The organism is Brevundimonas sp. AVps5 (genome assembly GCF_058681515.1).
This window is the reverse complement of sequence record NZ_CM178740.1, coordinates 1,315,219-1,338,364: the sequence shown is the minus strand read 5'-3', so window position 1 is coordinate 1,338,364 and position 23,146 is coordinate 1,315,219. Positions and strand designations below refer to the sequence as shown.

At 67.2% G+C, this 23,146-nt stretch carries 22 protein-coding genes and 2 tRNA genes; 17 read left to right on the top strand and 7 right to left on the bottom strand.

Going from position 1 to position 23,146, the window contains the following annotated elements; all coding sequences use genetic code 11:
* Position 1 precedes the first annotated feature (1 nt).
* On the bottom strand, positions 2 to 553 hold the full coding sequence (locus tag ACW18A_RS06845) for a cytochrome b (RefSeq protein WP_492024034.1): 552 nt from the start codon (positions 551 to 553) through the stop codon (positions 2 to 4).
* A 143-nt stretch (positions 554 to 696) separates the two neighbouring features.
* Between ACW18A_RS06845 and ACW18A_RS06840 the strand changes: the two genes are divergently transcribed.
* On the top strand, positions 697 to 2,481 hold the full coding sequence (locus ACW18A_RS06840) for an acyl-CoA dehydrogenase (protein WP_492024356.1): 1,785 nt from the start codon (positions 697 to 699) through the stop codon (positions 2,479 to 2,481).
* On the opposite strand, the gene ACW18A_RS06835 is transcribed toward ACW18A_RS06840, so the two are convergent.
* Positions 2,449 to 3,294, bottom strand: coding sequence for a trypsin-like serine peptidase (locus ACW18A_RS06835; RefSeq protein WP_492024033.1), 846 nt, complete (start codon positions 3,292 to 3,294; stop codon positions 2,449 to 2,451). The genes ACW18A_RS06840 and ACW18A_RS06835 overlap by 33 nt on opposite strands.
* Positions 3,295 to 3,382: 88 nt before the next feature.
* Between ACW18A_RS06835 and ACW18A_RS06830 the strand changes: the two genes are divergently transcribed.
* Both ACW18A_RS06830 and ACW18A_RS06825 read left to right on the top strand, forming a co-directional pair.
* Positions 3,383 to 5,602, top strand: a complete 2,220-nt coding sequence (locus ACW18A_RS06830; RefSeq protein WP_492024032.1) for a S9 family peptidase — start codon at positions 3,383 to 3,385, stop codon at positions 5,600 to 5,602.
* Positions 5,599 to 6,147, top strand: a complete 549-nt coding sequence (locus ACW18A_RS06825) for a GNAT family N-acetyltransferase (protein ID WP_492024031.1) — start codon at positions 5,599 to 5,601, stop codon at positions 6,145 to 6,147. The genes ACW18A_RS06830 and ACW18A_RS06825 overlap by 4 nt, the downstream gene beginning before the upstream one ends.
* Positions 6,148 to 6,263: 116 nt before the next feature.
* On the opposite strand, the gene ACW18A_RS06820 is transcribed toward ACW18A_RS06825, so the two are convergent.
* Positions 6,264 to 6,337, bottom strand: a tRNA-Gln gene (locus ACW18A_RS06820).
* Positions 6,338 to 6,492: 155 nt separating this feature from the next.
* Between ACW18A_RS06820 and ACW18A_RS06815 the strand changes: the two genes are divergently transcribed.
* Positions 6,493 to 6,569 (top strand) — tRNA-Pro (locus ACW18A_RS06815).
* Between the two features lie 68 nt (positions 6,570 to 6,637).
* On the opposite strand, the gene ilvC is transcribed toward ACW18A_RS06815, so the two are convergent.
* Positions 6,638 to 7,654, bottom strand: coding sequence for a ketol-acid reductoisomerase (ilvC, locus tag ACW18A_RS06810; protein ID WP_492024030.1), 1,017 nt, complete (start codon positions 7,652 to 7,654; stop codon positions 6,638 to 6,640).
* Here ilvC and ACW18A_RS06805 point away from each other — a divergent pair.
* From ACW18A_RS06805 to ACW18A_RS06775, 7 genes are all read left to right on the top strand, one after another.
* Positions 7,653 to 8,195 carry a DUF924 family protein gene (locus tag ACW18A_RS06805; RefSeq protein WP_492024029.1) on the top strand — a complete coding sequence of 181 codons (543 nt, stop codon included), beginning with the start codon at positions 7,653 to 7,655 and terminating at the stop codon, positions 8,193 to 8,195. The genes ilvC and ACW18A_RS06805 overlap by 2 nt on opposite strands.
* 317 nt (positions 8,196 to 8,512) lie before the next feature.
* Positions 8,513 to 9,370, top strand: a complete 858-nt coding sequence (locus tag ACW18A_RS06800) for a thymidylate synthase (protein ID WP_492024355.1) — start codon at positions 8,513 to 8,515, stop codon at positions 9,368 to 9,370.
* 59 nt (positions 9,371 to 9,429) lie between these two features.
* Complete coding sequence (locus ACW18A_RS06795; RefSeq protein ID WP_492024028.1) at positions 9,430 to 10,218, top strand: TIR domain-containing protein; 789 nt, start codon at positions 9,430 to 9,432, stop codon at positions 10,216 to 10,218.
* Positions 10,218 to 10,532, top strand: coding sequence for a phosphoribosyl-ATP pyrophosphohydrolase (locus ACW18A_RS06790; protein WP_492024027.1), 315 nt, complete (start codon positions 10,218 to 10,220; stop codon positions 10,530 to 10,532). Before ACW18A_RS06795 ends, ACW18A_RS06790 begins: the two co-directional genes overlap by 1 nt.
* Positions 10,533 to 10,607: 75 nt before the next feature.
* Positions 10,608 to 11,276, top strand: a complete 669-nt coding sequence (locus ACW18A_RS06785) for an aquaporin (RefSeq protein WP_492024026.1) — start codon at positions 10,608 to 10,610, stop codon at positions 11,274 to 11,276.
* Between the two features lie 39 nt (positions 11,277 to 11,315).
* Complete coding sequence (locus ACW18A_RS06780) at positions 11,316 to 11,843, top strand: dihydrofolate reductase (RefSeq protein WP_492024025.1); 528 nt, start codon at positions 11,316 to 11,318, stop codon at positions 11,841 to 11,843.
* A gap of 17 nt (positions 11,844 to 11,860) precedes the next feature.
* Positions 11,861 to 12,184, top strand: a complete 324-nt coding sequence (locus ACW18A_RS06775; RefSeq protein ID WP_492024024.1) for a YbjQ family protein — start codon at positions 11,861 to 11,863, stop codon at positions 12,182 to 12,184.
* 91 nt (positions 12,185 to 12,275) lie between these two features.
* On the opposite strand, the gene ACW18A_RS06770 is transcribed toward ACW18A_RS06775, so the two are convergent.
* Complete coding sequence (locus ACW18A_RS06770) at positions 12,276 to 13,010, bottom strand: sterol desaturase family protein (RefSeq protein ID WP_492024023.1); 735 nt, start codon at positions 13,008 to 13,010, stop codon at positions 12,276 to 12,278.
* Between the two features lie 20 nt (positions 13,011 to 13,030).
* Positions 13,031 to 13,504, bottom strand: coding sequence for a hypothetical protein (locus ACW18A_RS06765; RefSeq protein WP_492024022.1), 474 nt, complete (start codon positions 13,502 to 13,504; stop codon positions 13,031 to 13,033).
* Positions 13,505 to 13,812: 308 nt separating this feature from the next.
* Between ACW18A_RS06765 and ACW18A_RS06760 the strand changes: the two genes are divergently transcribed.
* The 3 genes from ACW18A_RS06760 to ACW18A_RS06750 all read left to right on the top strand — a co-directional run bounded on the left by ACW18A_RS06760 (position 13,813) and on the right by ACW18A_RS06750 (position 18,712).
* Positions 13,813 to 14,211, top strand: coding sequence for a BlaI/MecI/CopY family transcriptional regulator (locus tag ACW18A_RS06760; RefSeq protein ID WP_492024021.1), 399 nt, complete (start codon positions 13,813 to 13,815; stop codon positions 14,209 to 14,211).
* A complete protein-coding gene (locus ACW18A_RS06755) occupies positions 14,198 to 15,625 on the top strand; it encodes a M56 family metallopeptidase (protein ID WP_492024020.1) in 1,428 nt (475 codons plus the stop codon). The genes ACW18A_RS06760 and ACW18A_RS06755 overlap by 14 nt, the downstream gene beginning before the upstream one ends.
* A gap of 201 nt (positions 15,626 to 15,826) precedes the next feature.
* On the top strand, positions 15,827 to 18,712 hold the full coding sequence (locus ACW18A_RS06750) for a M16 family metallopeptidase (protein ID WP_492024019.1): 2,886 nt from the start codon (positions 15,827 to 15,829) through the stop codon (positions 18,710 to 18,712).
* A 20-nt stretch (positions 18,713 to 18,732) separates the two neighbouring features.
* Here the strand turns inward: ACW18A_RS06750 and miaA are convergent, their stop codons facing one another.
* Positions 18,733 to 19,602, bottom strand: a complete 870-nt coding sequence (gene miaA / locus ACW18A_RS06745) for a tRNA (adenosine(37)-N6)-dimethylallyltransferase MiaA (RefSeq protein WP_492024018.1) — start codon at positions 19,600 to 19,602, stop codon at positions 18,733 to 18,735.
* 69 nt (positions 19,603 to 19,671) lie between these two features.
* Here miaA and ACW18A_RS06740 point away from each other — a divergent pair, with 69 nt between their 5' ends.
* The 3 genes from ACW18A_RS06740 to ACW18A_RS06730 all read left to right on the top strand — a co-directional run bounded on the left by ACW18A_RS06740 (position 19,672) and on the right by ACW18A_RS06730 (position 22,748).
* Positions 19,672 to 20,721 (top strand): Mrp/NBP35 family ATP-binding protein, encoded by a 1,050-nt coding sequence (locus tag ACW18A_RS06740; RefSeq protein ID WP_492024017.1) that lies wholly within the window; start codon positions 19,672 to 19,674, stop codon positions 20,719 to 20,721.
* A 65-nt stretch (positions 20,722 to 20,786) separates the two neighbouring features.
* On the top strand, positions 20,787 to 21,884 hold the full coding sequence (locus tag ACW18A_RS06735) for an NADH:flavin oxidoreductase (RefSeq protein WP_492024016.1): 1,098 nt from the start codon (positions 20,787 to 20,789) through the stop codon (positions 21,882 to 21,884).
* Positions 21,885 to 22,112: 228 nt separating this feature from the next.
* The gene (locus ACW18A_RS06730) at positions 22,113 to 22,748 is read left to right on the top strand and encodes a hypothetical protein (protein ID WP_492024015.1); all 636 of its coding nucleotides are present in this window, start codon (positions 22,113 to 22,115) and stop codon (positions 22,746 to 22,748) included.
* Positions 22,749 to 23,146: the final 398 nt, after the last annotated feature.

The window sequence follows — 23,146 nt, the reverse complement described above, 5'->3', positions numbered from 1 at the left end:
CTCAGGGCCGCCGGGGAATCAGCGGGATCATCCGGTGCAGGACATTGTCCCGGTCGACGAAATGATGCTTCAGCGCCGCCAGAACGTGCACGGCCAGAAGCACGTAGAGCAGTTTCACCCCCGCCTCATGCAGACCCATCAGGGTTTTCGCCAGATCGCGGCTCTGCTCGATCGGCAGCAGCGGCCAGTTGAACAGGCCGAACCAGAGGATCTCGCGTCCGCCCGCGCTCGATGCCGCCCAGCCGAACATCGGAATGCCGATCAGCAACACATAGAACAGCACATGCGTCGCCCTGGCGGCGTACTTCTGCCAGACCGGTGTTTCGGGCGGGATCGGCAGGGCGGGGTTCGCCATCCGCCAGCCGATTCGCGCCAGGGTCAGGATCAGAACAGCCAGGCCGAGCGCCTTGTGGATCTGAACGAACTCGCGCGAGATCGGCCCATCGGTCGCCTCATGCGCCGTGATCAACAGCACCTGGGCCAGGACCAGCAGCGCCAGCCCCCAGTGGAAGGCCAGCGATACGATCGAGTAGCGGTTTCTCGGTTCAGCCATGATGGTCCCCACGTCGCGGATGGGCGGCAGTTTGGCGCCGCGAACGTCGCAGGCCAAGCCGTCCCTTGCCTGACGTCACGGCATGGTCGCAAGAAGGAGAGACGCGCTCTGTTTTGCGCGAGACGATCGTAGAGACCTTCGCCATGACCTATCGCGCGCCCGTTCGGGACATCGCCTTCAGCCTCACCGCCATCGCCGGCATCGACCAGGTCGCCGCCACCGGCGCCTTTCCCGACTACGACGCCGACGTCCTGGGTGCCGTCCTGGAAGCGGCGGGCCAGTTCTCCGAAGGCGTCCTCGCGCCGCTGAACCGGCCGGGCGATCTGGCCGGGGCGAAATATGCCAACGGCTCCGTCACCGCCGCGCCCGGCTTCGCCGACGCCTATCGCCAGTTCGCCGAGGGCGGCTGGACCGGTCTGACGGCTCCGGCCGAGGCCGGCGGCCAGGCCCTGCCCAAGGCGCTGGAACTGGCGGCCTACGAAACGATCCAGTCCGCCAATATGGCCTTCGCCCTGTGCCCCATGCTGTCGCTGGCTGCGATCGAGGCGCTGGAACAGGTCGGCACCGAACACCAGAAGGCGACCTATCTGCCCAAACTCGTCAGCGGCGAGTGGACGGGGGCCATGGTCCTGACAGAGCCGGGTGCCGGCTCCGACCTCGGAGCCCTGACCTCGACCGCCACCCCGAACGGTGACGGCACCTATGCTCTCAACGGTCAGAAGATTTACATCACCTGGGGCGATCACGACGCGACGGACAACATCGTCCACCTTGTTCTCGCCCGCCTGCCTGACGCCCCTCCCGGCCCCAAGGGCATCAGCCTGTTCCTGGCGTCGAAGTTCGAGGTGAAGGATGACGGCTCACTGGGCGGACGCAACGACTTCCGTCCTGTCGGGATCGAGCACAAGCTGGGCATCCACGCCTCCCCGACCTGTGTGATGAGCTACGAGGGCGCCCGGGCGGAGCTGGTCGGTCAGCCGAACCAGGGCCTGGCCCACATGTTCGTCATGATGAACAACGCCCGCCTCGCTGTCGGCGTCCAGGGCGTCGGCGTGGCCGAGGGGGCCTATCAGCACGCTCTCGCCTATGCGCTGGACCGCCGTCAGGGCCGCTCGATCTGGACCGGAGAGGCCAACGCCCCGATCATCGACCATCCCGATATCCGGCGGACACTCGCTGTGATGAAGGCGAAGATCGAGGCCGCCCGCGCCATCTGTTTCGCCACAGGCGTCGCCGCCGACCTCGCCCGCCACGCCGCGACCGAGGACGAGCGCCGCAGGTGGAAGGGCCGCGAGGACCTGTTCGTTCCGATCGCCAAGGCCTGGAGCACCGATGTGGGCTGCGACGTGGCGTCCGACGGGATCCAGATCCACGGCGGCATGGGCTTCATCGAGGAGACAGGCGCGGCCCAGTACTATCGCGACGCCCGCATCACCCCGATATACGAGGGCACCAACGGCATCCAGGCCATGGATCTGGTCGGTCGCAAACTGTCCCAGGACGGCGGCGCCTCGGCAAAGGCCGTCATCGCCGAGATGAAGGCGACGCTGAAGGCCCTGCGCGGCCTCTATTCCGGCAAGCCGATCGAACGATTCGAGGCAGCCGTCGGAGCCGTAGAGGACGCCACCCTCTGGCTGCTTGACGCCAAGGCCGACGCCGCCCGCGGGGCCGACGTGCTGGCGGCGGCCGACGCCTATCTCAAACTCATGGGCGACGTCATCGGCGGCTGGATGCTGGCGAAGGGGGCTCTGGCCGCCAAAGCCCGCCTCGACGTCAACGACGGGGATCCGGCCTGGCTGCAGGGCAAGCTCGATCTGTATGAGGTCTACGCCGCCAACATCCTCGGCCACGCCTCCAGCCGCCTCGCGGCCGTTGGTCAGGGCGGAGACCTTCTGTCACGGATCAGTCGGGAAGCGCTGGGGGCTTAAGGCTCCCTCTCCCTGTGGAAGAGGGTTGTCGAGGAGCCGGATCGCCTCCCGGACATAGACGGCGTGGGTCACCACCCCGATCTCCAGCTGTTCGTCATTGACCCTCACCTCCTGGCTTAACAGGCCGGCGATGAAGGCGTTCTCCGGTTCGGTCGTGCCCGGCCGCTTGCGCGCACTCGGCGTCCAGAACACCGGCCCGCCCGAATTTCCCGGGAAGACCGTGAAATCCAGCAGGAAGGTCGGAAAGGCCGTCACCGGCGACAGCGGATAGGACGCGATCCGCCCGACCCTCAGGATCGGAAACCCGGCCCGGTTCGCCGACAGGCCGCGCGGAAAGCCCAGCGACAAGAGTTCGTCCCCCGGGCCCACCTGCCAGGCGTCGAACGCGTTCTCGTCCGCCAGCCAGCCCAGCGGGATCGCCGCACGGGCGAAGGCCTCGGGCGCCTGCACCTCCATCACCGCCACATCACGATCCGGATGCCGGGTCCAAAGGGGCTCGCCCTCGCCGTCGCGGATGGTCAGGGGCTCGGGGTCGAATCGCCACGTCCCGTCGCCCAACGCCGTGCGCCAGCCGATCCGCGCCTCGGCGTCATCCATCCGCTCCAGCACGTGGGCTGCGGTCACCAGAACCACCCGTGGCGTGCCGTCCGGCCTCGGCGCCTGGATCAGAAACCCGGTCCCCACGGTGCGCGTATTCGGCCCGGACGGCTGGTCCAGTTGCACCGTCGCCGCGATCAGCCCGACCGTCAGATCCCAGACAGGGGCGACGACCGGCGGCGGCGCGGTGTCCTGGACGGGAGGGACCTCGATCATGGGCGGACTTTCCTGGACGATGACGTCATTTGACGGGGCCTATGCCGGTCGCACAAGCTGCGTCGGTGACTTACAGGGAAGCGATACGATGAACCGCCGCGAATTCGTCGCCACGACCGCCGCCTCGGCCCTCGCCGCCGCGGCCTCACCCGCCCTCGCCCGCCCGTCCGGAGCCCCGATGTCGCCCACCCCCCCTGTCGCCAAGAAGATCCCTGTCGTCATTGAACAACTGGGGCGCACCCGCACCGACGACTATCAGTGGATGAAGGACGACAACTGGCAGGCCGTCCTGCGCGACCCGAGCCTGATCAAGGCCGACGTCAGGGAACATCTGGAGGCCGAGAACGCCTACCGCGAGGCCATGCTGGCCTCGACCCTCCCGCTGCAGGCGCAGCTGTTCGAGGAGATGAAGGGCCGCATCAAGGAGGACGATTCGTCCGTCCCCTCGCCCGACGGTGCCTGGGAGTATTTCACAGAGTTCCGCACCGGCGAGCAGCATCCCCGCTACATGCGCGTCGAGCGCCAGGGGACCTACATCCTCGACGGCCGGCAGGTGACGAAGACCTTCGTCGTCGCCCCGACGCCTGAGTTGCTGCTGGACTGCAACCTGCTGGCCGAGGGCAAGGCCTATTCGGAAGTCTCGGCGGTCGAGCACAGCCCCGACCACACCCTGTTCGCCTGGGCTGAAGACGCCCAAGGGTCCGAGGTGCATCAGATCTACACCCGGGATCTGGTGACCGGTGAAGTGCTGCCCGATCCGATCCAGTCGGCGACCGGCAACTTCACCTTCTCGCCCTGCTCGTGCTGGATTTTCTGGACCAACCGCGACGACAACGGTCGCCCGGACAAGATCTTCCGCCGCCCCGCGCGCGGCGGCGAGACCACCCTGGTCTACGAGGAAGCCGACGACGGCATGTTCCTGGGCGTCGAACGCACCTCCGACGACGCCTTCATCATCATCTCGATCCAGAACCAGGAAACCTCCGAGGCCCGTTACATCCCCGGCATGCGTCCGATGAACCTTCCCCAGGTCATGGCCGCGCGCGAAGTCGGCATCCGCTACGACGTCGACCACTGGCTGGATCGCTGGGTCATCCGCACCAACGCCGACGACGCCATCGACTTCAAGATCGTGCAGACACCGACGGAACGGACCGGCCGCGCCAGCTGGGAGGATCTGGTCCCCCACACGCCCGGCCGCTTCATTGAGGGCGTCGCCCTGGTGAAGAGCTTCCTCGCCCGTCAGGAACGTGCCGACGCCAATACGAAGATCGTGATCCGCACCCGCGCGGGCGACGAGCATGAGATCGCCGTCGACGAACCCGCCTATGCCCTGTCCCTGGCCGGGGCGTCCGAGTTCGAAACGGCGACGATGCGCTACGGTTACAACTCGCCGTCCACCCCAACCTCGACCTATGACTACGACCTCCTCACGCGCGAGCGTATCCTGCGCAAGGTGCAGGAGGTCCCGTCGGGTCACGACCCGGCCGACTATGTCGTCGAGCGGCTGAATGCCCCGGCGGCGGACGGCAAGCTGGTGCCGGTCACGGTCCTGCGTCGTCGCACCACGCCGATCGACGGATCGGCACCCTTGCTGCTCTACGGCTACGGCTCCTACGGCATCCCGATGTCGGCCAGCTTCTCGACCGGCCGTCTGTCGCTGGTCGATCGCGGCTGGATCTATGCCATCGCCCACGTCCGGGGCGGCTCGGACAAGGGCTGGGGCTGGTTCCTCGATGGTCGGAAGTTCAAGAAGAAGAACACCTTCACCGACTTCACCGCCGCCGCAGATCACTTGATCGCCCGCGACTACACCCGCGCCGGCAATATCGTGGCCCAGGGCGGCTCCGCCGGCGGGCTGTTGATGGGTGCCGTGACCAACATGCGGCCCGAACTCTGGGCCGGCGTCATCGGCCAGGTGCCGTTCGTGGACGTGATCAACACCATGTCCGACGTCACCCTGCCCCTGACCCCGCCCGAATGGCCCGAGTGGGGCAATCCGATCGAGGACCTCGAGGCCTACGACTACATCGCCAGCTACAGCCCCTACGATCAGGTCGGGCCGATGGCCTATCCGGCCATCCTCGCGACCGGGGGCCTTTCCGACCCGCGCGTCACCTACTGGGAGCCGGAGAAGTGGGTGGCAAAGCTCCGTCCCGCGACCACCTCGGGCAAGCCGGTCCTGCTCAAGATCAACATGGAGGCCGGCCACGGCGGCGCTTCTGGCCGGTTCGACTATCTGAAGGAAGTCGCCCACGACTACGCCTTCGCGGTCTGGGCCATCCAGCGAGGTTGGGAGACCGCGTGATCCGGGAGGCGACGCCCTCAGACCTCCCCGCCATCACAGCCCTGTACGGCCGGGAGGTCCTGACCGGCACGGCGACGTTCGAACTGGACCCGCCGTCGCTGGCTGAAATGACCAGCCGCTTCGACGCCGTCCGCGCCAGAGGCCTGCCGTGGTTCGTCGCGGAGATCGACGGCACCTTCGCCGGCTATGCCTACGCCGCGCCCTTCCGCCCGCGTCCGGCCTACCGCTACGGTGTGGAAGGGTCGATCTATGTCGAGGAGGCAGCACGGGGCAACGGCGTCGGCCGAACCCTGTTGTCGGCCCTGATCGGCCGCGTCGGTGACCTGGGCCTGCGGCACATCATCGGCGCGATCAGCGACAGCGCCACGAGCCAGGCCTCCATCGCCCTGCACGAACGCCTCGGTTTCATCCGCGCCGGGACCTACCGTCAGGTCGGCTGGAAATTCGATCGCTGGATCGATGTCCAGCTGATGCAGCTCGATCTCGACCCTACCGGCAAACCACCGACCGCTCCGGGTATGGACCTGACCGGCGGGCTGGCTTGATCAGTGCGGTGCGATCTCCGCTGGCGGCGTTGCCAGCCATGGCGGATATCCCACCCCGACACCCTGAAGCCCGCCCCCCTGGGTGCGCGGTCATCGGCGGGCAGTCGGGAAGGCGGTGGCTGGGGAACAAGGACTCGAACCTTGAATGACGGTACCAAAAACCGGAGTGTTACCATTACACCATTCCCCAGCAGGACCGGTGCTCCAAGGGCCTGGACCCAAGGGAGGCGGTCGAATACGCCAAGGCCGCGGGGGATGCAACACCCGGTTTCCGGACTATTTTACAAAGGCTCGGCAGGGCGCTTGCAGCCCCCCGAACCCCTCGCTATAAGCCCGCCTCCAAGTCGGAGTGTGGCTCAGTCTGGTAGAGCACTGCCTTCGGGAGGCAGGGGTCGGAGGTTCGAATCCTCTCACTCCGACCATTTATCCAGGGGCTTCCGAACCCCGGACACGGTCGAAAGAGCGCTCAATCAGGAGCGCTCTTTTCGTTTCAGCCCTCCGCTTTGGACGCCGCCTGCGTCAGATGGGCGCCGACGGCCTCGATGGTGCGTTCGCCCAAAGCCTTCCTGTGCGCCAGCAGCTCGGGCGAGCCGGCGTCGTGGTCGGCCATCAGCCGCCTGACGAACGATCCGTCGCGCACTTCCGACAGGACCCCGTCCATGGCCGTCCGCGACGCCTCGCCGATCACGCGCGGACCGGTCAGATAGGCGCCGTACTCGGCCGTGTTCGAGATCTTGGCGAACGCCCCGGCGATGCCGCGCTCGTACATAAGGTCAGTGACCAGCTTGACCTCATAGAAGCATTCGAACCAGGCGACCTCGGGCGGATAGCCGGCGTCGACCAGCTTCATGAAGGCCGCGTCGATCAACTCGCCCACGCCCCCGCAAAGCACAACCTGCTCGCCGAACAGGTCGCTCTCGCACTCGGCCGCGAAGGTTGTTTCCAGGATACCCTTCCGCCCACAGCCCAGCGCCGCCGCATAGGACAGGCCCAGGGCGTGGGCTCCGCCGGTGGCGTCCTGGTGCACCCCGAAGAGGCAGAAGACCCCCTCCCCGGCCTCGTACAGGTCGCGGATGCGCGGGCCGATACCCTTGGGCGAATCGAGGATGACGTCGAGGTCCGCCCGCGGCGTCACCAGCCCGAACCGAACCGACAGGCCGTGGGCGAAGATCAGGGCCGCGCCCGGCCGGATGTTGGGCTCGATCTCGTCGCGCCAGAGGTCGCGATGGGCCTCGTCCGAGACCATGAGGGCGACCACATCCGCACCCGCCGTCGCCTCGCCGGCCGTCATGACCCGGAACCCGTCCGCCTCGGCCTTCGCGCGCGTCGGCGATCCGGTCTTCAGCCCGACGACAATGTCCGCGACGCCCGAGTCGCGCAGGTTCAGGGCGTGGGTCCGCCCCTGGCTGCCGTAGCCGATGATCGCCACCCGCTTGCCGCGGATGATCGACAGATCGCAGTCGCGGTCGTGGAAGACGGGCAGCGGATTTGGTAGAGACTGGGTCATGATCGACCTCATAACGCCTTCCTCCGTCGTCGCCTTCTGGAAAGAGGCGGGTCCGAAGATGTGGTACGCCAAGGACGAGGCGTTCGACCGCCAGTTCCGCGACGCCGGGCGCGAGTTGCACTGGGCCGCCGCCCGCCGCGAACTGGACGACTGGATGGCCACGCCGGAGGGTGCCCTGGCCCTGATGATCCTGCTCGATCAGTACCCCCGGAACAGCTTCCGTGGCACCGCGCATCAGTTCGCGACCGACAGCCTGGGCCTGATGCACGCGAAACAGGCCTGGGATCTGGGCTATCCACAGACCTTCGAGCCGGATCTGCGCCAGTTCTTCGTCACCCCGTTCGAGCATTCCGAGTACCTGGTCGAACAGGACGCCGCCCTGTCCCTGTGCGCCGACATGCCCGAGGTGCTGAAGTACGCCCACGTCCACCGCGACATCATCGTCCGCTTCGGCCGCTTCCCGCACCGGAACCGGGCGCTGGGCCGCGAGACGACGGCCGAGGAACAGGCGTTTCTGGATCAGGGCGGGTTCGGCGGCTGAACCGCCGGACTGGACTCAAAAAAGCGGAGTCCAAAGAGTCCATTTTCTGATTCATAATCTGCGATATCCGGTCCATACTATTGAAACGATGAGGCTCCTCCCCGGTTCATTTGAAAAGCACCACGGGCCGGGGATTGGACTCCGCCGCCCCCCCCCCGGAGAGCCGTCGAGGTCGGCGGGATCGATCTGGCTGCTGCGGCTCATGCCGCGACCCTGGCATACCGGTCCGCCAGAATCGGTCGTAGGCGCGACCAATTTCCTGTGAGCAACCGAATCGCCCGGATGTGGCGAAAGCGAATCACCGGCACAGTGGCCGGATGAACGCCGTGGCCCAGATCAGTGACCTCCAGGACCGCATCAGCGGCGCGCCGGCGGACCACCCGGAGTTCCAGTACCTCAACCTGCTGCGCGACATCCTCGACAACGGCGTGCGTCGCGACGACCGCACCGGCACGGGCACCCTGGGCGTCTTCGGCCGCCAGATGCGTTTCGACCTGTCGAAGGGCTTCCCCCTTCTGACCACCAAGAAGCTGCATCTGCGATCCATCATTGTGGAGTTGCTGTGGTTCCTGCGCGGCGAGACCAACACCCGCTGGCTGAAGGAGAACGGCTGTTCGATCTGGGACGAGTGGGCCGACGAGGACGGAGAACTGGGTCCGGTCTACGGCAAGCAGTGGCGGTCCTGGGCCGCGCCGAACGGCGAGAGCATCGACCAGATCGCCCGCCTGATCGAGGGGTTGAAGACCAATCCGAACAGCCGCCGTCACATCGTCTCGGCCTGGAACCCGGCCGATATCGAGGACATGGCCCTGCCGCCCTGCCACTGCCTGTTCCAGTTCTTCGTCGCCGACGGGAAGCTGAGCTGCCAGCTGTACCAGCGCAGCGCCGACGTCTTCCTCGGCGTGCCGTTCAACATCGCCTCCTATGCGCTGCTGACCATGATGGTGGCCCAGGTCGTCGGGTTGGAGCCCGGCGACTTCGTCCACACCTTCGGCGACGCCCACCTGTATTCGAACCACCTTGAACAGGCGGAGCTCCAGCTGACCCGCCAGCCGCTCGCCCTGCCGACCATGACCATCGCGCCGAAGCGCGACCTGTTCGCCTTCGAACGAGAAGATTTCGTGCTTTCAGGCTACGAGGCGCATCCACATATCAAGGCCGCCGTATCGAAGTGAACCTACTCCCGTCGCTCTTCATTGCGTCGTCGGTCGAAGGACTCTCGGTAGCATACGCGATGCAGGCAAATCTGGAGTTCGATTGCGAGCCGACGGTCTGGCCTCAAGGCGTCTTTCAACCATCGAGCGCGGCGCTCGCCGATCTCTTTGCCACCAGCCGGCGGGCTGAGTTCGCTGTTTTCGTCCTCACTCCGGACGATCTAATCACCAGCAGGGATCAGACGCACCCAGTTGCACGCGACAACGTCATCTTCGAGCTTGGCCTGTTCGTCGGCGCGATCGGTCCGCAACGATGCTTCTTCCTCATTCCTCACGGAGTTGAGATGCGACTACCGTCCGACCTCGTCGGCGTCGAACCGCTTCGCTACGTGGCCCATCGGCATGATGGCAATCTGCGAGCGGCGTTGGGCCCGGCTTGTAACCGAATCCGCCATTCAATGCGTTCTGCGCCTGGGACAACGCCACCCGCTGCGAGTGATGCGCCCCGGGTCGCAGAAACACCCAAAGAACTCGCGACACGTTTGATCGTAACCTGGAACTCAGAACCTTGGTTGAGCGTCAGAGAGACCTTGCGAGCGGGCGTCCCCTTCAACGTGGCTGATCAGCAAACTGCTGAGGTCAACGAGGCGATGGTTGCCGCATTCAGCTATCTGAACAGCGTCGCGGATGGCGTGCTTTCTGGGCAAATTGATGAAAATCTGGCCGAAGACGCATTCTTCGAGCCCATGATTTCAATGTGGCAGCGCGGATTTCTATACTTCGTCCCTCCCGGCGCCGATCCGATAGAAGCGTGGCGTCCTGTACCGCCTATCGGGATCCTCGCCGCAAAATGGTCGAAGCCGGACTGATGAACCTCTCCGACCTCTCCAGCTCCGTCCTTCGCATCTCCGACCTCTACGCCGCCGAGCACGGCATCGACCGCTCCGGCGACTGGGCGATCCTGAAGCTGCAGGAGGAACTCGGCGAACTGACCGCCGAGCATCTGCGCCTGTCGGGCCGCGCACGGGGCGAGCCGAGTGAACAGGCGCTCGGCGACGAGGCCGCCGATGTCCTGGGGATGCTGCTGATCTACTGCGACCGCGCCGGCATCGATCTGGAGCAGGCGATGCAGCGGAAATGGCTGCACTGGCTCGACCCGAAAACCGGCGTTCAACCAGCCTAGCTTCACCACAGGAATGGGCGCAGCCTTCCGACTCGATCCGCGCTCAGGCGGACGAGGCAAACGGGAGGGTTCGCCATGGTGAAGCGTTTTTCGGCCGAGCTGTTCGGCACGATGGTTCTGGTACTGTTCGGGTGCGGGGCGGCGGTTCTGGGGCCGGCGCCGTTCGACCAGCTGGCGGTGTCGCTGGCCTTCGGGTTCGCCATCGTGGCGATGGCCTATGGCATCGGTCCGGTCTCGGGCTGTCACGTCAATCCGGCCGTGAGTCTGGCCGCCTTCGTCGCCGGCCGGATGTCGGCGAAGGACATGCTGGTCTACTGGGTCGCCCAGTTCATCGGTGCCCTGATCGGGGCCTTCCTGCTGTCGCTGATCGCGAAGACCGGCGCGGCAAACCTGGGCCAGAACGGCTGGGGTCCCGGCTATCTCGGTGAGTACGGGATGCAGGCGGCCTTGATCTTCGAGGTCGTGATGACGGCCGTCTTCGTGGTCGTGATCCTGGGGGTCACCGGAGACAAGGGGCATGGACCGTTCGCGGGCGTGGCCATCGGCATCACCCTGGCCGTCATCCACATCGTCGGCATCCAGGTGACCGGCGTCTCGGTCAATCCGGCCCGCAGCTTCGGTCCCGCCGTGCTCGCGGGCGGACCGGCTCTGAGCCAGCTGTGGCTGTTCATCGCCGCCCCGGCCGTGGGCGCGGTGCTGGGCGCCCTGCTGTTCCGCCTGAAAGTGCTGGACCCGGCCGACTGATACAGGTCAGTGGGCGGCTCTGCATCGACGGAGCCGCCCATGCCCATCCCTCATATCGCTCTGGTGGTTGCACGCGCCCGGAACGGCGTCATCGGCAGGGACGGCGATATGCCGTGGACGCTGCGCAGCGACCTGCAGCGGTTCAAGGCCATCACCACGGGCAAGCCCTGCATCATGGGCCGCGCGACCTGGGAGAGCCTGCCGTTACGCCCCCTGCCCGGCCGGCTGAACCTGATCCTGTCGCGAGACCTGTCCTACGAGGAATCCGGCAAGGCCAGGGGTGCCGTGGTCGTTTCCAGTTTCGCCGACGCACTGGATATCGCCCGGGAGACGGCCGAGGATGATGACATCGACGAGGTCTGCGTCATCGGCGGCGCCGCCCTGTTCGAGGCCGCCCTGCCCCGCGCAAAACGCCTCTACATCACCGAGATCGACGCCGAGCCCGAGGGGGATGTCTTCTTCCCCGCCTTCGACGAATCCCTCTTCCGCCAGGTGTCGATCGAACGGCATGATGCGGGCGAGAAGGATGACCACGCCTTCGCCTTCCGCATACTCGAGCGCATCTGACACAGGAGCCGCCCGCCATGATGACCTCCACCACCAACGAGATATTCGGCCACAAGGTCGTGCGCCACATCGGCGTCGTGCGCGGTATCACCGTGCGCTCGCGCAACCTCGTCTCCGACGCCATCGGCGGGGTCCAGTCGATGCTGGGCGGCCGCGTCGGTGCCTATGTGAAACTGGCAGAAGCAGGCCGTCAGGAGGCGTTCGAACAACTGGTCGAACACGCGCGGGCGGCTGGAGCCAATGCGATCCTGGCCATGCGTTACGAGTCCAACGAGATCATGCCGGGGGTGGCCGAGGTGCTGGCCTATGGAACGGCGGTGGTGGTTGAACCTGTGGCTTAGGCAGTAGGCAGTAGGCAGTAGGCAGTAGGCAGTAGGCAGTAGGCAGTAGGTTGCCCGTCTGATTTTTCTTCTACTGCCTAATTCCTATTGCCTACTGCCTGTTCTGCGGCATCGCATCGGTCCCGCACCACCGGTCCCAGACCCGGAAATAGAGCCCGAAATTCGTCTTCATATGGGTGTGATGCCGGCTGTGGTGGGTCGCGGTGATCAACTGTGACCCGATGCGTCCGCGCACCCAGCGATCGGGCCACATCTCCCGGCCGCAGTGGTTCATCACCGCCGTCGCCGTCATCAGCGTCAGCATAACCGCCAGCATCCAGATGTTCAGCGGGACCAGGAAGGCCAGGGCCGGCAGCAGCCAGGCCGTCAAGGCGGCCTCCGCCGGATCGAAGGCGAAACTGGCGAAGGGGCTCGGATCGCGGGCCCGGTGATGGGCGGCATGGGCCCAGCCGAACACCCGGCGGTCATGCAGCAGCCGGTGGGTCCAGTAGTAGTGGGTGTCCTGCACGACCAGCAGAAGCAGGAAACTGACCGGCAGCCACCACAGGGGCCAGGCCGCCGGATCGACATAGATCATCGTCCCGCCCGCCTTCCACGCCTCCAGAGCCACCGCCGCCGGGAGGGCGTAGATCGGCGTCGACAGCAGCGAATACCTGATCTCGTGCAGCATCAGCCGGCGTGAGGGCCGCTCGCGGTTCAGGCGTCGGCCGAGACCGGGGTCGAGTCCCCAGGTCAGTCCCCAGACCGCGCCCGCGATCACCAGATAGCGCGCGCCGATGATCAGGCTCAGCCAGCCGGTCGTGATCAGGACGGCGGTGACGGTCATGAGGTCAGCCTAGCCAATCCTCACCCCTGGGGCGTCTCCGGTGAGAGACCATAGGTCTTGCCGTCATAGGCGATCACGCCGCTGTAGGTGCCGTCGGTCAGGCGGAAATCGCCGAACACGGACCCCTCGGCCCCGATCAGCCGGATGCCGCCGCCGTCCAGTTCTTCCCAGCCCGTCAGGACAGAGAGGAAGGGATAGGCCTCCTCGCAGGGAACCTCGCCGGCCACACCGGCGGTCACCAGGGCCGTGCCGAGGGTCACGCCGAAGAAGCCCGGAGCCCCCTCGACGGCCCGGCCGTCGAGCACGAGGCTGCAGGCGGCCGCCGTCAGATTGTCGCCAAAGAAGATATAGGCGCCCGCCAGGGCCGGTGCGCCCGTCGCCGGGGCTGTGGCCGCTGTCGCCGCTGCGGGAGCGGCGGCGTCGGCGGGCGGCGGAGGTGTTTCTTGCGAGCAGGCCGCGACCAGCAAGGCCGTGCCGAAGATCAGGGTCCGCATCCGTCACATCCCGTTAGAGACCCACAGCGGGTTCGGCGTCAGCCTAGCCGAGAGCCGGGGCCAGGCAATGCGAAAACGTGGTTATCCCCACTGCCGGTCCGCGCGCCGACCAGGCAGGGCGGCGGGTTCACGCCTTCACTGCCCCGCGTCCGGAATGCCGGGAGGACGGGCGGCCAACACCTCTTCACCCGTCTGCTCGCGTGACCGCCAGGCCGAGAGTTCACGGCGCCCCGGCGGGAGGTGAGTCAGCGACGGTTGACGCGCTAACGCGACAATTGTAGCGTCTGCGTTACTAATGCGGAGCCGACATGTCGCCGACCGAAACACCGACCCCCACGGACGCTGAACTGGAAGTCCTGAAATGCTTCTGGCGCGATGGCGATCTGTCGTCGCGCGAGGTCCATGACCGGATCTCGGCCCGGATGGACTGGACGCCGTCCACCACCCGCACGGTGCTGGAGCGGATGCGGGCCAAGGCCCTGCTGTCGCGGCGAGACATTCATGGTGTCGCCGTCTATTCCCAGGCCCGTCCGAAGGTCGAGGTGCTGAACCTGATGATGCGTCGGTTCTCTGCTCTGCTGGACATGGACGGTGCCCTGCCGGCGGCGGCCTTCTCGGGGAGCCAGCTTCTCGACGCGGCCGACATCGCCGAGCTGGAGACCCTGCTGAACGCGAGCGAAACGGGGGGCGGCGATGACGACGCCTGAGCTTCTGGCCCTGTCTCTCGGGCTCAGCATCGGTCTGGCCGCCCTCGCCTGGGGCGCGGTCCGGCTGTTCGAGAGCACGACCGCCGATCCGTTCCTGCGCGAGCGGGCCTGGACCGCCGCCCTCTATTTGCCCCTGGTGCCGGTCCTGCTGGTCGCCGTCCTGTTGACGGGCCCGCGTCCAGTGGTCGAGGCACCGCCGCTGGCAGAGGCCATCGTGACCGTCCAGATCGCCACGATCGACCGGGTCTCTCCGCCTGCCGTCGACACGGAACGGGTCGCGCTCGCCGTGCTCGCCCTGTCGCTGCTGTTCGGCCTGGCGCGGGGGGCGGGTCTGGCGCGCCGGACGTTGCGGCTGCATCGCCTGATTGACTCCGCCGGCCCCGCCGACGCCGAGGTCCTCGCCATCGTGCGGACGCTTGCGACGCGAACCGGGGTCGCCATGCCACGGATCCGTCTGTGCCCCTCGAGCGGCGAGGCCCTGGTCTCCGGGTTCGTCGGCCCGATCCTGATCCTGCCGGAGAGTCTGGCCGCGGACCCGGCATCCCTGCGGAATGTGTGCGCTCATGAACTGACGCACCTGAAGCGCGGCGACCACCGCGCCCTGTGGATCGAGGAGGCGCTGCTCACCGTCCTCGCGATCAATCCGGTTCTGCGTGTGATCCGCGACCGTCGCGCCGCCGCGCGGGAGGAGGCCTGTGATGCACAGGTCCTCGCCCAGGCCGACGGCGATGCGCGTCGTCTCTACGCCCGCTCCTTGCTGGACGCGCTCCGCGCCCCGGCGAGGAGAGACGTGCCGGCCCTGACTTTCACCAGCAACAGAAGGATCTTTGTCATGCATCGCCTGAAAGCCATCCTGTCTCCCGCTCCGGCCGCAAGCCGCCGTTCGCATCTTGCCGTTCTCGGTCTCGGCGTTGCCCTCGCCGCCGTCGCCGCGACCGGCTCGGTCGCCCTGGCGGCCAGGCGGGAGCCGATCGTCACGCCGCGCCCGGCCGTCGCCGTCCCGGTCTCCGCCGTGAAAGCAGAGGCTGTCGTTCGACCCGTCCTGGCGGTCGCACCAACGCCGGTCGGCGAGCCTTCCGAAGCTCCGGAGGCTGCGCCGGAGCCGGCCGCTGCCCCACAGGTCCAGACGATCACCAATCCCAGCTGGGTTCAGCCCCCCAGGCCCTTGTCCTATCCTGCCGCGGCGATCGAACGGAACCTGACGAGCGGCCGCGCCAATCTGTCCTGCACCGTCGAGTCCGACGGTCGGGTCTCCGCCTGCACAATCGTGAGCGAAGATCCTGTCGGCGCGGGCTTCGGCGCGGCTGCGCTGGAGGCCGCCGCCGAGGCACGACTGTCACCCCGAAACGTCGAAGGCGTCGCGGTCGGCGGCACTGTCCATTTCAGCGTTCGCTTCAGCATGGCCGCCGAATAGGTGTGACGTGAGCCTGGCGGCTTCCGTCGTGAGGCCCGCGCCCAGTCCCGGCACTGGTTCCTGAACCAGGTCAGCTGGCATTTGGCGCAGGTTCGCCTTGCCACAGACTGGCCAGAACGCGGGCATGCTGCTTGACGGAGGGCGCTGGCCGGCACCTTTCACTCGCTTGCCAACCTCGAAGCGTTCACGCTAAGCGGGATAATGGCGAAAATCAGATATCTGGAATCGCCTGCTGTTCGGGTCGTTTTCGCGGCCCTCGCGATGCTGGCCCTGTCATGGCCGGTCAGCGCAGGTGTCGTCCAGAGTCCGCCGCCTGTGCCGGCACCCGCAGACCCGTCGGCGGACATTCAGATCAACCCCGCCGTGAGACAGGGCGTTCTGGCGAACGGTCTGCGGTACGCGGTCCAGTCCAATCCGCGCCCCGTCTCCGGCCTGTCGATCCGGCTCGAGATCCGGGCGGGCAGCATGGAGGAAGGCGAGGGCATCCGGGGTGCGGCGCATTTCCTCGAGCACATGGCCTTCAACGGCTCGGAGAATTTCGGCGAGGCGGAACTGCAGGCGCGTTTCGCCGAGGCCGGCGTGGCGTTCGGACGCGATCAGAATGCCTACACCAGCGGATTCCGGACCGTCTACAACGTGGACTTTACCGAGTCGTCGGAGGATCGCGCGCGCCTCGGTCTCCGCTGGCTTCGCGACATCACGGACGGGCTGGTCCTTTCGCCCGAGGCTGTCGAGCGCGAGCGCGGCGTGATCCTGTCGGAGTACAGGGGCCGTCTCGGGCCCGGGTTCGACTGGAGCACACGCTATCTGGACTTCATCCAGCCTGATCTCCGGTCGACCGCGCGTCCACCGATCGGTGTCCCGGAGACCCTGGCGTCGATCAGCGCAGAGGATCTGAGGGCCTTCTATCGTGACTGGTATCGACCCGGGTTGGCGATCGTGGCCATCGCCGGCGATCAGCCGGTCGAGGACCTCGAGCGACTCGTCGTCTCCACCTTCTCGGACTGGCAACCGCAGCCCGGCCCGGACCCTGTGCGGGCCGCGCTGGTCATGCCTGATACCACCCGGGGTCTGTCCGTCCTCGCAAGCGACGCGCCGGGCCTGAGCCCCGGTCTGGGCCTCTGCTACGTCAAGGCCTGGACACCCCGGGGGGCGGATTCTGTCGCCAGGCGGCGGTTCTTCAGGGAGCGGGCGGTCTGGCGCGAAATCCTCAACCGCCGGCTTCGGCATCTGACCGTTCAGGAGGACTCAGGCGTCCTCGTCGCCACCTTTGCCAATCGCTCCCGCTATCTGGAGGCACAGGAGGAGTGTCTCAACATTCAGGTGCGCGACGGCGAATGGCAAACCGCAATGGCTGCCGTGATCCGGGAAGTTCGGCTGTTTGATCGTGACGGTGTCACTCCCGGCGAACTGGAACAGGTGGTGGCGGCGCAGCGCGCGTCCCTCACCGCCTCGGTGGCCAGCGAGGCGGACCGCTACAGCGCCTCGATCGCCGACACGCTTCTGTCGGAGCAGTCGGACGAACGGGCCGACCCTTCGTCGATGACGACTGCAGCCGAGGATCTGCGGCTCTTCGAGCTTGTCATCGCGCAAATCGATCCCGATGCCGTCCTGTCGTCCTTCAGGGACTCCTGGTCGGGCTCGGGCCCCTTCATCGCCATCACGCTTCCGGAAGACCTGCCGGCCGAAACGGTGATGAAGGCGGCGTTGGAAGGCGCGATGACCGCAGCCCTTCCGGCGCCGGCCGCAGCGGTGACCCGGGCCGAATGGAGCTACCGCGACTTCGGTCCCCCGGGTGCCGTAGCGACCCGGACCGAAATGGCGGATCCGGCCTTTGTGCGGCTCGTGTTCGAAAACGGGATCGTGGTCAATTTCAAATCGGTCGACTTTACAAGCGACAGGATCGACGTCGGCGTCCGTTTCGGCTTTGGCCTGAGGGACGTGGCCGATGAAGACTACACTCGTGCGACTCTCGGCGTCTCAATGTTGCAGGGAATGGGGCTCGGCCGACACAGCTATCTGGAGCTGGTCGACATCCTCAACGGGGCACGGGTCAGCGCGAACCTGACGATGGGCCCCGAGGCGTTTGTGCTGTCAGCCACCACCCGCGCCGCAGACTTTGAACGCCAGCTGGAATATCTGACGGCTGAACTGAGTGATCCGGGTTTCAGATCGGACTTTGTTCCTTTCATGCGGTCTGTCTTTCAGACGCTTTACCGGACATTCGAAACCAATCCCTGGCTCGTCCTCAGCGATGTGATGACAGAGGCGATTGCGCCGGCCAGTCCGCGATCGCGGCCCCCGCTTTCTGAAGTTCTGGCCTGGTCGGCCGAAGACTATGCGCGGCCCCTGCGTCCCATCCTCGAGTCCAGCCCGCTGGAGGTCACGGTCGTCGGGGACGTGACGGAGGAGCGGGCGATCGAGGTTCTGTCCCGAACCTTCGGGGCTTTGCCAGCGCGAACGGCCCGCGAGGCCTTTCATCCGGACCCCTATCTGGTGCGCTATCCGGACGAGCCCGTCGCAGACCTTCGCGCGACCCACACCGGGGATCCGCAGCAGGCCGTCGTGGCCATGATCTGGCCGCTCTGGATGGGTCTGCCCGAGCGTCGCGCGGAACAACGCCAGCTGGATCTGCTGACGCGGATCATCGGCGAACGCATCCGGGTTCGCATTCGTGAGGAGCTGGGCCTGAGTTACGCGCCGTCCGCGACGTTCAACCTCAGAGACTTTGGCGATCAGGGCACGCTGACGGTCGGCATTCTGGCCGGCGCATCAGACGCAGACCAGGTGCGCCAGGCGCTCGATGCCCTGCGCCAGCAGATCATCGTCAACCCGATTACGGAAGATGAGCTCGATCAGGTCCTCACCCCGATTCTGGCGCGTGTCGAATCAGACCGGCAGACCAACAGCTGGTGGTACGACGCCTTGGCCGGGTCCGCGCGCGATCCCCGGATCCTTCGGGACAGAATCGAGTGGCCTGACGCCTATCGTGCAATTACTGTGGAACAATTGAACGACGCAGCGGGTCGGTGGCTGAGCCGGCCTCCGGTCGTCGCCATCGTTTCACCGGGTGCCCCGGCTCCCTGATCTCTGGCCCGGGGGCCGATCTACTCCCTGTCCCAGTCCCCGCACTGGTTCCGGAACCAGGTCAGCTGGCGTTTGGCATAGTTGCGCGTCGCCTGCTGCATGGCCGCCGTCGCCTCGGGCAGCGTCGTTTCCCCCGCCAGATGGGCCGTCAGTTCGCGCACGCCCACCGCCTTCATCGCAGGCAGGGCGGGGTCCAGACCCCGCGCCATCAGGGCCGCGACCTCCTCAAGCGCCCCCGTCGCCAGCATCGTCTCCACCCGGGCGTCGCAGTTGGCGTAGAGGGCCGGGCGGTCCGGCTCGATCACCAGACGGTCATATGTACCCGCCACCAGCAGGGGCCGGGTCGCGGCCTGCCAGTCCGACAGCGACCGGCCGGTTGACCGGGCCACGGCGAAGGCGCGGGTCAGCCGCTGGCGGTCGCCGCTCTCGATGGCCGCCTCGGCGGGCGGATCGAGGGTCGCAAGGCGCAGGCGAAAGGCGGCCTCGCCCTCGGTGTCATACAGGGCCATGGCCTCGTCGCGGGCGGCGGGCGGCACGTCGGGAATGTCGGCCAGGCCCCTGGTCAGCGCCGTGAAATAGAGGCCCGTTCCGCCGACGATCAGGACCGGGTGACCCAGACTGGCCAGTTCGTCGAGCAGGGGCAGGACTGCGCGGGTCCAGCGCCCGACGGACCAGGCCTCCGCCGCATCGACGGTCCCGTAGAGATGATGCGCCGCCAGCCGTTCCTCGTCGGGCGAAGGGCGGGCGGTCAGGACGCGGAGATCGGCGTAGAGCTGCTGACTGTCGGCATTGACGATGGCCGCCCCGTTACGCGCGGCCAGTTCCAGCGCCAGCCGCGACTTGCCCGAGGCGGTCGGTCCGGCGATCAGGGTGATGGAGGGCTTGGGCACGGAACGCTCGCTTGCGGCAAGGGTTGGCGATAGAACGCGCCTCCGCCCGCTGCAACCGGACACCAGACCTTGATCGACCGCGCCTCTGTCGAAGCCGTGCTGAACACCATCCTCGATCCGGAGACGGGGCGGGGCCTGATCGACGCGGGCGTGCCCAAGGGCCTGACGGTCTCCGGGGATCGCGCCGGGTTCGTGATCGAGGTTCCAGCGAACCGGACCGCCGCCTGGGCCCCCGTGCGCGACGCGGCCGAGGCGGCGCTGAAATCCATGCCGGGGATGAGCCGGGTTTCCGTGGTCCTGACGGCCGAGATGGCTCCGGCGGGGCGCAAGGCCTCCCTGTCGCCCGCCGCCGTCGAGCAGACGCGGGCCAAGGCCCCGGTCCCGACCGATAGACCCGCCCACGTCCGCCGCGTGCTGGCGGTGGCCAGCGGCAAGGGCGGGGTAGGCAAGTCCACTGTCGCGGTGAATCTGGCGGCGGCGCTGGCGCGGCGGGGGCTGGCGGTCGGGATCCTGGACGCCGACGTCCACGGTCCGTCCCTGCCCACCATGCTGGGCCTGTCGGGCAAGCCGGACTATGTCGACGGCGCGATGGTGCCGCACAGGGCACACGGGCTCAAGGCCATGTCGGTGGGCCTGCTGACCAAATCCGACGACGCCATGATCTGGCGCGGCCCCATGGCCTCCCAGGCTCTGACCCAGATGCTGACCCAGACGCGCTGGGGCACGGAAGCCGAGCCGCTGGATGTGCTGGTCGTCGACCTGCCACCAGGCACCGGCGACGTGCAGCTGACCCTGATTCAGAAGACACCGCTGGACGGGGCTGTGATCGTCTCGACGCCGCAGGAAGTGGCCCTGGCCGACGCGCGCCGGGCGCATACCCTGTTCCAGCGCGTGAAGGCCCCGACCCTGGGCCTGATCGAGAATATGTCGGGCGACGTCTTCGGCCGCGGCGGGGCCGAGGCCGAGGCCGGAAGGCTGGGCGTCGACTTCCTCGGCGACTTGCCGCTGGATGCGAGCCTGCGTCAGGCCGGCGATGCGGGGGCTCCGCTGTCGACGGGCGATATCGCGGGCCGGTTCGACGCGATCGCGGTGAAGGTCGCGGAAAAACTCGGTCTTTGAGGGTTTTCAAAGGCAACGGAAACGGCCACCCTGTCGGTTCCGGTCCTTCCCCTGCGAGACATCCGATGAGCGTCGATACCCTGTTCCGGCCCTTCACGATCAAGGGCCTGACCCTGCCGAACCGAATCGTCATGGCGCCCATGACGCGGTCCTTCTCCCCGGGCGGGATCCCCACTTCCGACGTCGCCGCCTATTATCGCCGCCGGGCCGAGGGGCAGGTCGGCCTGATCATCACGGAAGGCACGGTGGTCGAGCGGCCGGCCGCGCGCAATGACGCCAATGTCCCGGTCTTCCATGGCGAGGCCCTGCCGGAATGGAAGAAGGTCGTGGACGAGGTTCACGCCGCCGGCGGCCTGATCGCGCCGCAGATCTGGCACGTCGGCGCCGCCCGCGGGCAGGGCGCAGAGTGGCAGCCGCTCGGCCAGGTCGACAGCCCCTCCGGCCTCGTCGCCGCCGGCAAGCAGAAATACGAGCCGATGACCGAGGAGGACATCGCCGACACCATCGCCGCCTTCGGCAAGTCGGCCGCCGCGTCGCGCGAACTGGGCTTTGATGCCGCCGAGATCCACTCGGCCCACGGCTATCTGATCGACCAGTTCTACTGGGCCGGGCTGAACGCGCGCGGCGACCGCTGGGGCGGTCCGTCGATCGCCGAACGCGCCCGCTTCGGGGTCGAGGTCGTCAAGGCCGTGCGCGAGGGCCTGGGCCCCGACATCCCCCTGATCATTCGCCTGTCGCAGTGGAAGCAGCAGGACTACGAGGCGAAGATCGCCCTGAACCCCGACGAGATGGCCGAGTGGCTGTTGCCTTTGTCCGACGCCGGGGTCGACGTCTTCCACTGCTCCCAGCGCCGCTTCTGGGAGCCGGAGTTCGAGGGGTCTGACCTCAACTTCGCCGGCTGGGCCAAGAAGATCACCGGCAAGCCCACCATCAGCGTCGGCTCGGTCGGGCTGGACGGGGAGTTTATCGCGGCCTTCGGCGGAGCGGGGTCTCAGCCCGCCTCCCTGGACGGCCTGATCGCCCGGATGGAGCGCGAGGAGTTCGACTTGATCGCCGTCGGCCGCGCCCTGCTGTCCGACCCCAACTGGGTGCTCAAGATCCGGGACGGCCGTCAGGACGAACTGACCAATTTCGAGCGCGGCCATATGGCGGTGCTGCACTAGACATCCTCCCCCGGCGGGGGAGGTGGACCACGAAATGGTGGACGGGGCTGATTCAGCCACGGAGTCCGCGGTTGCCCCCTCCGTCCCCTGGCTGCGCCTGGAGCCGACGGGCTGAAGCCGTCCCGGCTGATCGGTCTGAATGGCCACCCGATGGCGCGGCTGACGATTGCGGCCGCCACGATGCTCGACTAGCGTCACCGCAAACGGCTTAGCAGGGACGGATCGGGCATGCAGGACAGACTTTTCATCATCGGGCTGACGGCCCTTGTTCTGACGGCCTGTCAGGCGCCGGCCGGAGAAGCCCAGACCGCGCCCGCCGCGGCACCGGCCACGGCCGGCTTCTCTGCACCCCGGACGGTGGGAACCCATACGGTCACGGGCGTGCTGCATGAGTTCAGGGACGCCGGCTATCCGATGTTCGCCATGGAGGTCGGTGCGGCCGGAGGGGCGGCCGGCGACGAGGCCAATCTGCAGGTGCTGACGCTCGACCCGGACGCCGGTGGACCGGTGGCCCCGGCCACGATCCAGCCCCTGGTCGGACAGGCCGTTACGGTCCGCTATTCGGTTACGGCCCAGATGCAGATGACCGACATCCTGCTCAACGGGGCCTCGGTGCTCCTGCCCGTCGAGGGCGGACCGGGCCCGGTGGCCGGTGGCCGCACGATCGAGGGCGTGCTGAGCGGTGCCGAAGGCGAGAGCGGCGACCTGCCCTCGGCCCTGACCGTCACGGCGCGCGACGGAACTGCAGTGACCTTCGACGCCTTCATCGAGCCGGGGATGGCCGGTGCCAACGGCCGGACCGTCACCCTGCAGTATGTCGACGACGTGAACGTCGAACTGGTTTCGATCACCCCTGCGGGTTAGTTTTCCGGCTTCGAAGCGGCTGACCCGCGCCTTCGCCATGGCGCGGGTCAGCCGGCCGGTCGCTGTCGGGCTGACAGGGGTACGACGTCCCGCGCCGATACGGTGGCCGCCCTGCAGCAGGCCACCCGAAACTACGCCAAACGCCAGATGACCGGGTTCAGGATCCAGTTCCCGCACCCGGCGGGGGTCCAGGCTGACACCAGACGAACCAAACGTCCGCTACGGGTGGATACGGTTGAAAACTCCGCGAGCCGGCCGAGACCAGCCCTTTTGGTCCAATCTCGCACCGCTGCGAAAAACCAGGTGATTGAATTTTTGGACCGAGATCCGGCCGCCGCCGCACTGTCTCAAGCCGTCCGCTTGACCGCTGGCGCGGAAGGTGGAGCTTAGCCCTATGG

What these genes read in the sequence shown, in the direction of transcription:
- ACW18A_RS06845 (WP_492024034.1), bottom strand. Translation starts at nt 553, where the DNA reads ATGGCTGAACCGAGAAACCGCTACTCGATCGTATCGCTGGCCTTCCAC.
- ACW18A_RS06840 (WP_492024356.1), top strand. Translation starts at nt 697, where the DNA reads ATGACCTATCGCGCGCCCGTTCGGGACATCGCCTTCAGCCTCACCGCC.
- ACW18A_RS06835 (WP_492024033.1), bottom strand. Translation starts at nt 3,294, where the DNA reads ATGATCGAGGTCCCTCCCGTCCAGGACACCGCGCCGCCGCCGGTCGTC.
- ACW18A_RS06830 (WP_492024032.1), top strand. Translation starts at nt 3,383, where the DNA reads ATGAACCGCCGCGAATTCGTCGCCACGACCGCCGCCTCGGCCCTCGCC.
- ACW18A_RS06805 (WP_492024029.1), top strand. Translation starts at nt 7,653, where the DNA reads ATGATCGACCTCATAACGCCTTCCTCCGTCGTCGCCTTCTGGAAAGAG.
- ilvC (WP_492024030.1), bottom strand. Translation starts at nt 7,654, where the DNA reads ATGACCCAGTCTCTACCAAATCCGCTGCCCGTCTTCCACGACCGCGAC.
- ACW18A_RS06800 (WP_492024355.1), top strand. Translation starts at nt 8,513, where the DNA reads ATGAACGCCGTGGCCCAGATCAGTGACCTCCAGGACCGCATCAGCGGC.
- ACW18A_RS06795 (WP_492024028.1), top strand. Translation starts at nt 9,430, where the DNA reads ATGCAGGCAAATCTGGAGTTCGATTGCGAGCCGACGGTCTGGCCTCAA.
- ACW18A_RS06790 (WP_492024027.1), top strand. Translation starts at nt 10,218, where the DNA reads ATGAACCTCTCCGACCTCTCCAGCTCCGTCCTTCGCATCTCCGACCTC.
- ACW18A_RS06785 (WP_492024026.1), top strand. Translation starts at nt 10,608, where the DNA reads ATGGTGAAGCGTTTTTCGGCCGAGCTGTTCGGCACGATGGTTCTGGTA.
- ACW18A_RS06780 (WP_492024025.1), top strand. Translation starts at nt 11,316, where the DNA reads ATGCCCATCCCTCATATCGCTCTGGTGGTTGCACGCGCCCGGAACGGC.
- ACW18A_RS06775 (WP_492024024.1), top strand. Translation starts at nt 11,861, where the DNA reads ATGATGACCTCCACCACCAACGAGATATTCGGCCACAAGGTCGTGCGC.
- ACW18A_RS06770 (WP_492024023.1), bottom strand. Translation starts at nt 13,010, where the DNA reads ATGACCGTCACCGCCGTCCTGATCACGACCGGCTGGCTGAGCCTGATC.
- ACW18A_RS06765 (WP_492024022.1), bottom strand. Translation starts at nt 13,504, where the DNA reads ATGCGGACCCTGATCTTCGGCACGGCCTTGCTGGTCGCGGCCTGCTCG.
- ACW18A_RS06760 (WP_492024021.1), top strand. Translation starts at nt 13,813, where the DNA reads ATGTCGCCGACCGAAACACCGACCCCCACGGACGCTGAACTGGAAGTC.
- ACW18A_RS06755 (WP_492024020.1), top strand. Translation starts at nt 14,198, where the DNA reads ATGACGACGCCTGAGCTTCTGGCCCTGTCTCTCGGGCTCAGCATCGGT.
- ACW18A_RS06750 (WP_492024019.1), top strand. Translation starts at nt 15,827, where the DNA reads ATGGCGAAAATCAGATATCTGGAATCGCCTGCTGTTCGGGTCGTTTTC.
- ACW18A_RS06735 (WP_492024016.1), top strand. Translation starts at nt 20,787, where the DNA reads ATGAGCGTCGATACCCTGTTCCGGCCCTTCACGATCAAGGGCCTGACC.
- ACW18A_RS06730 (WP_492024015.1), top strand. Translation starts at nt 22,113, where the DNA reads ATGCAGGACAGACTTTTCATCATCGGGCTGACGGCCCTTGTTCTGACG.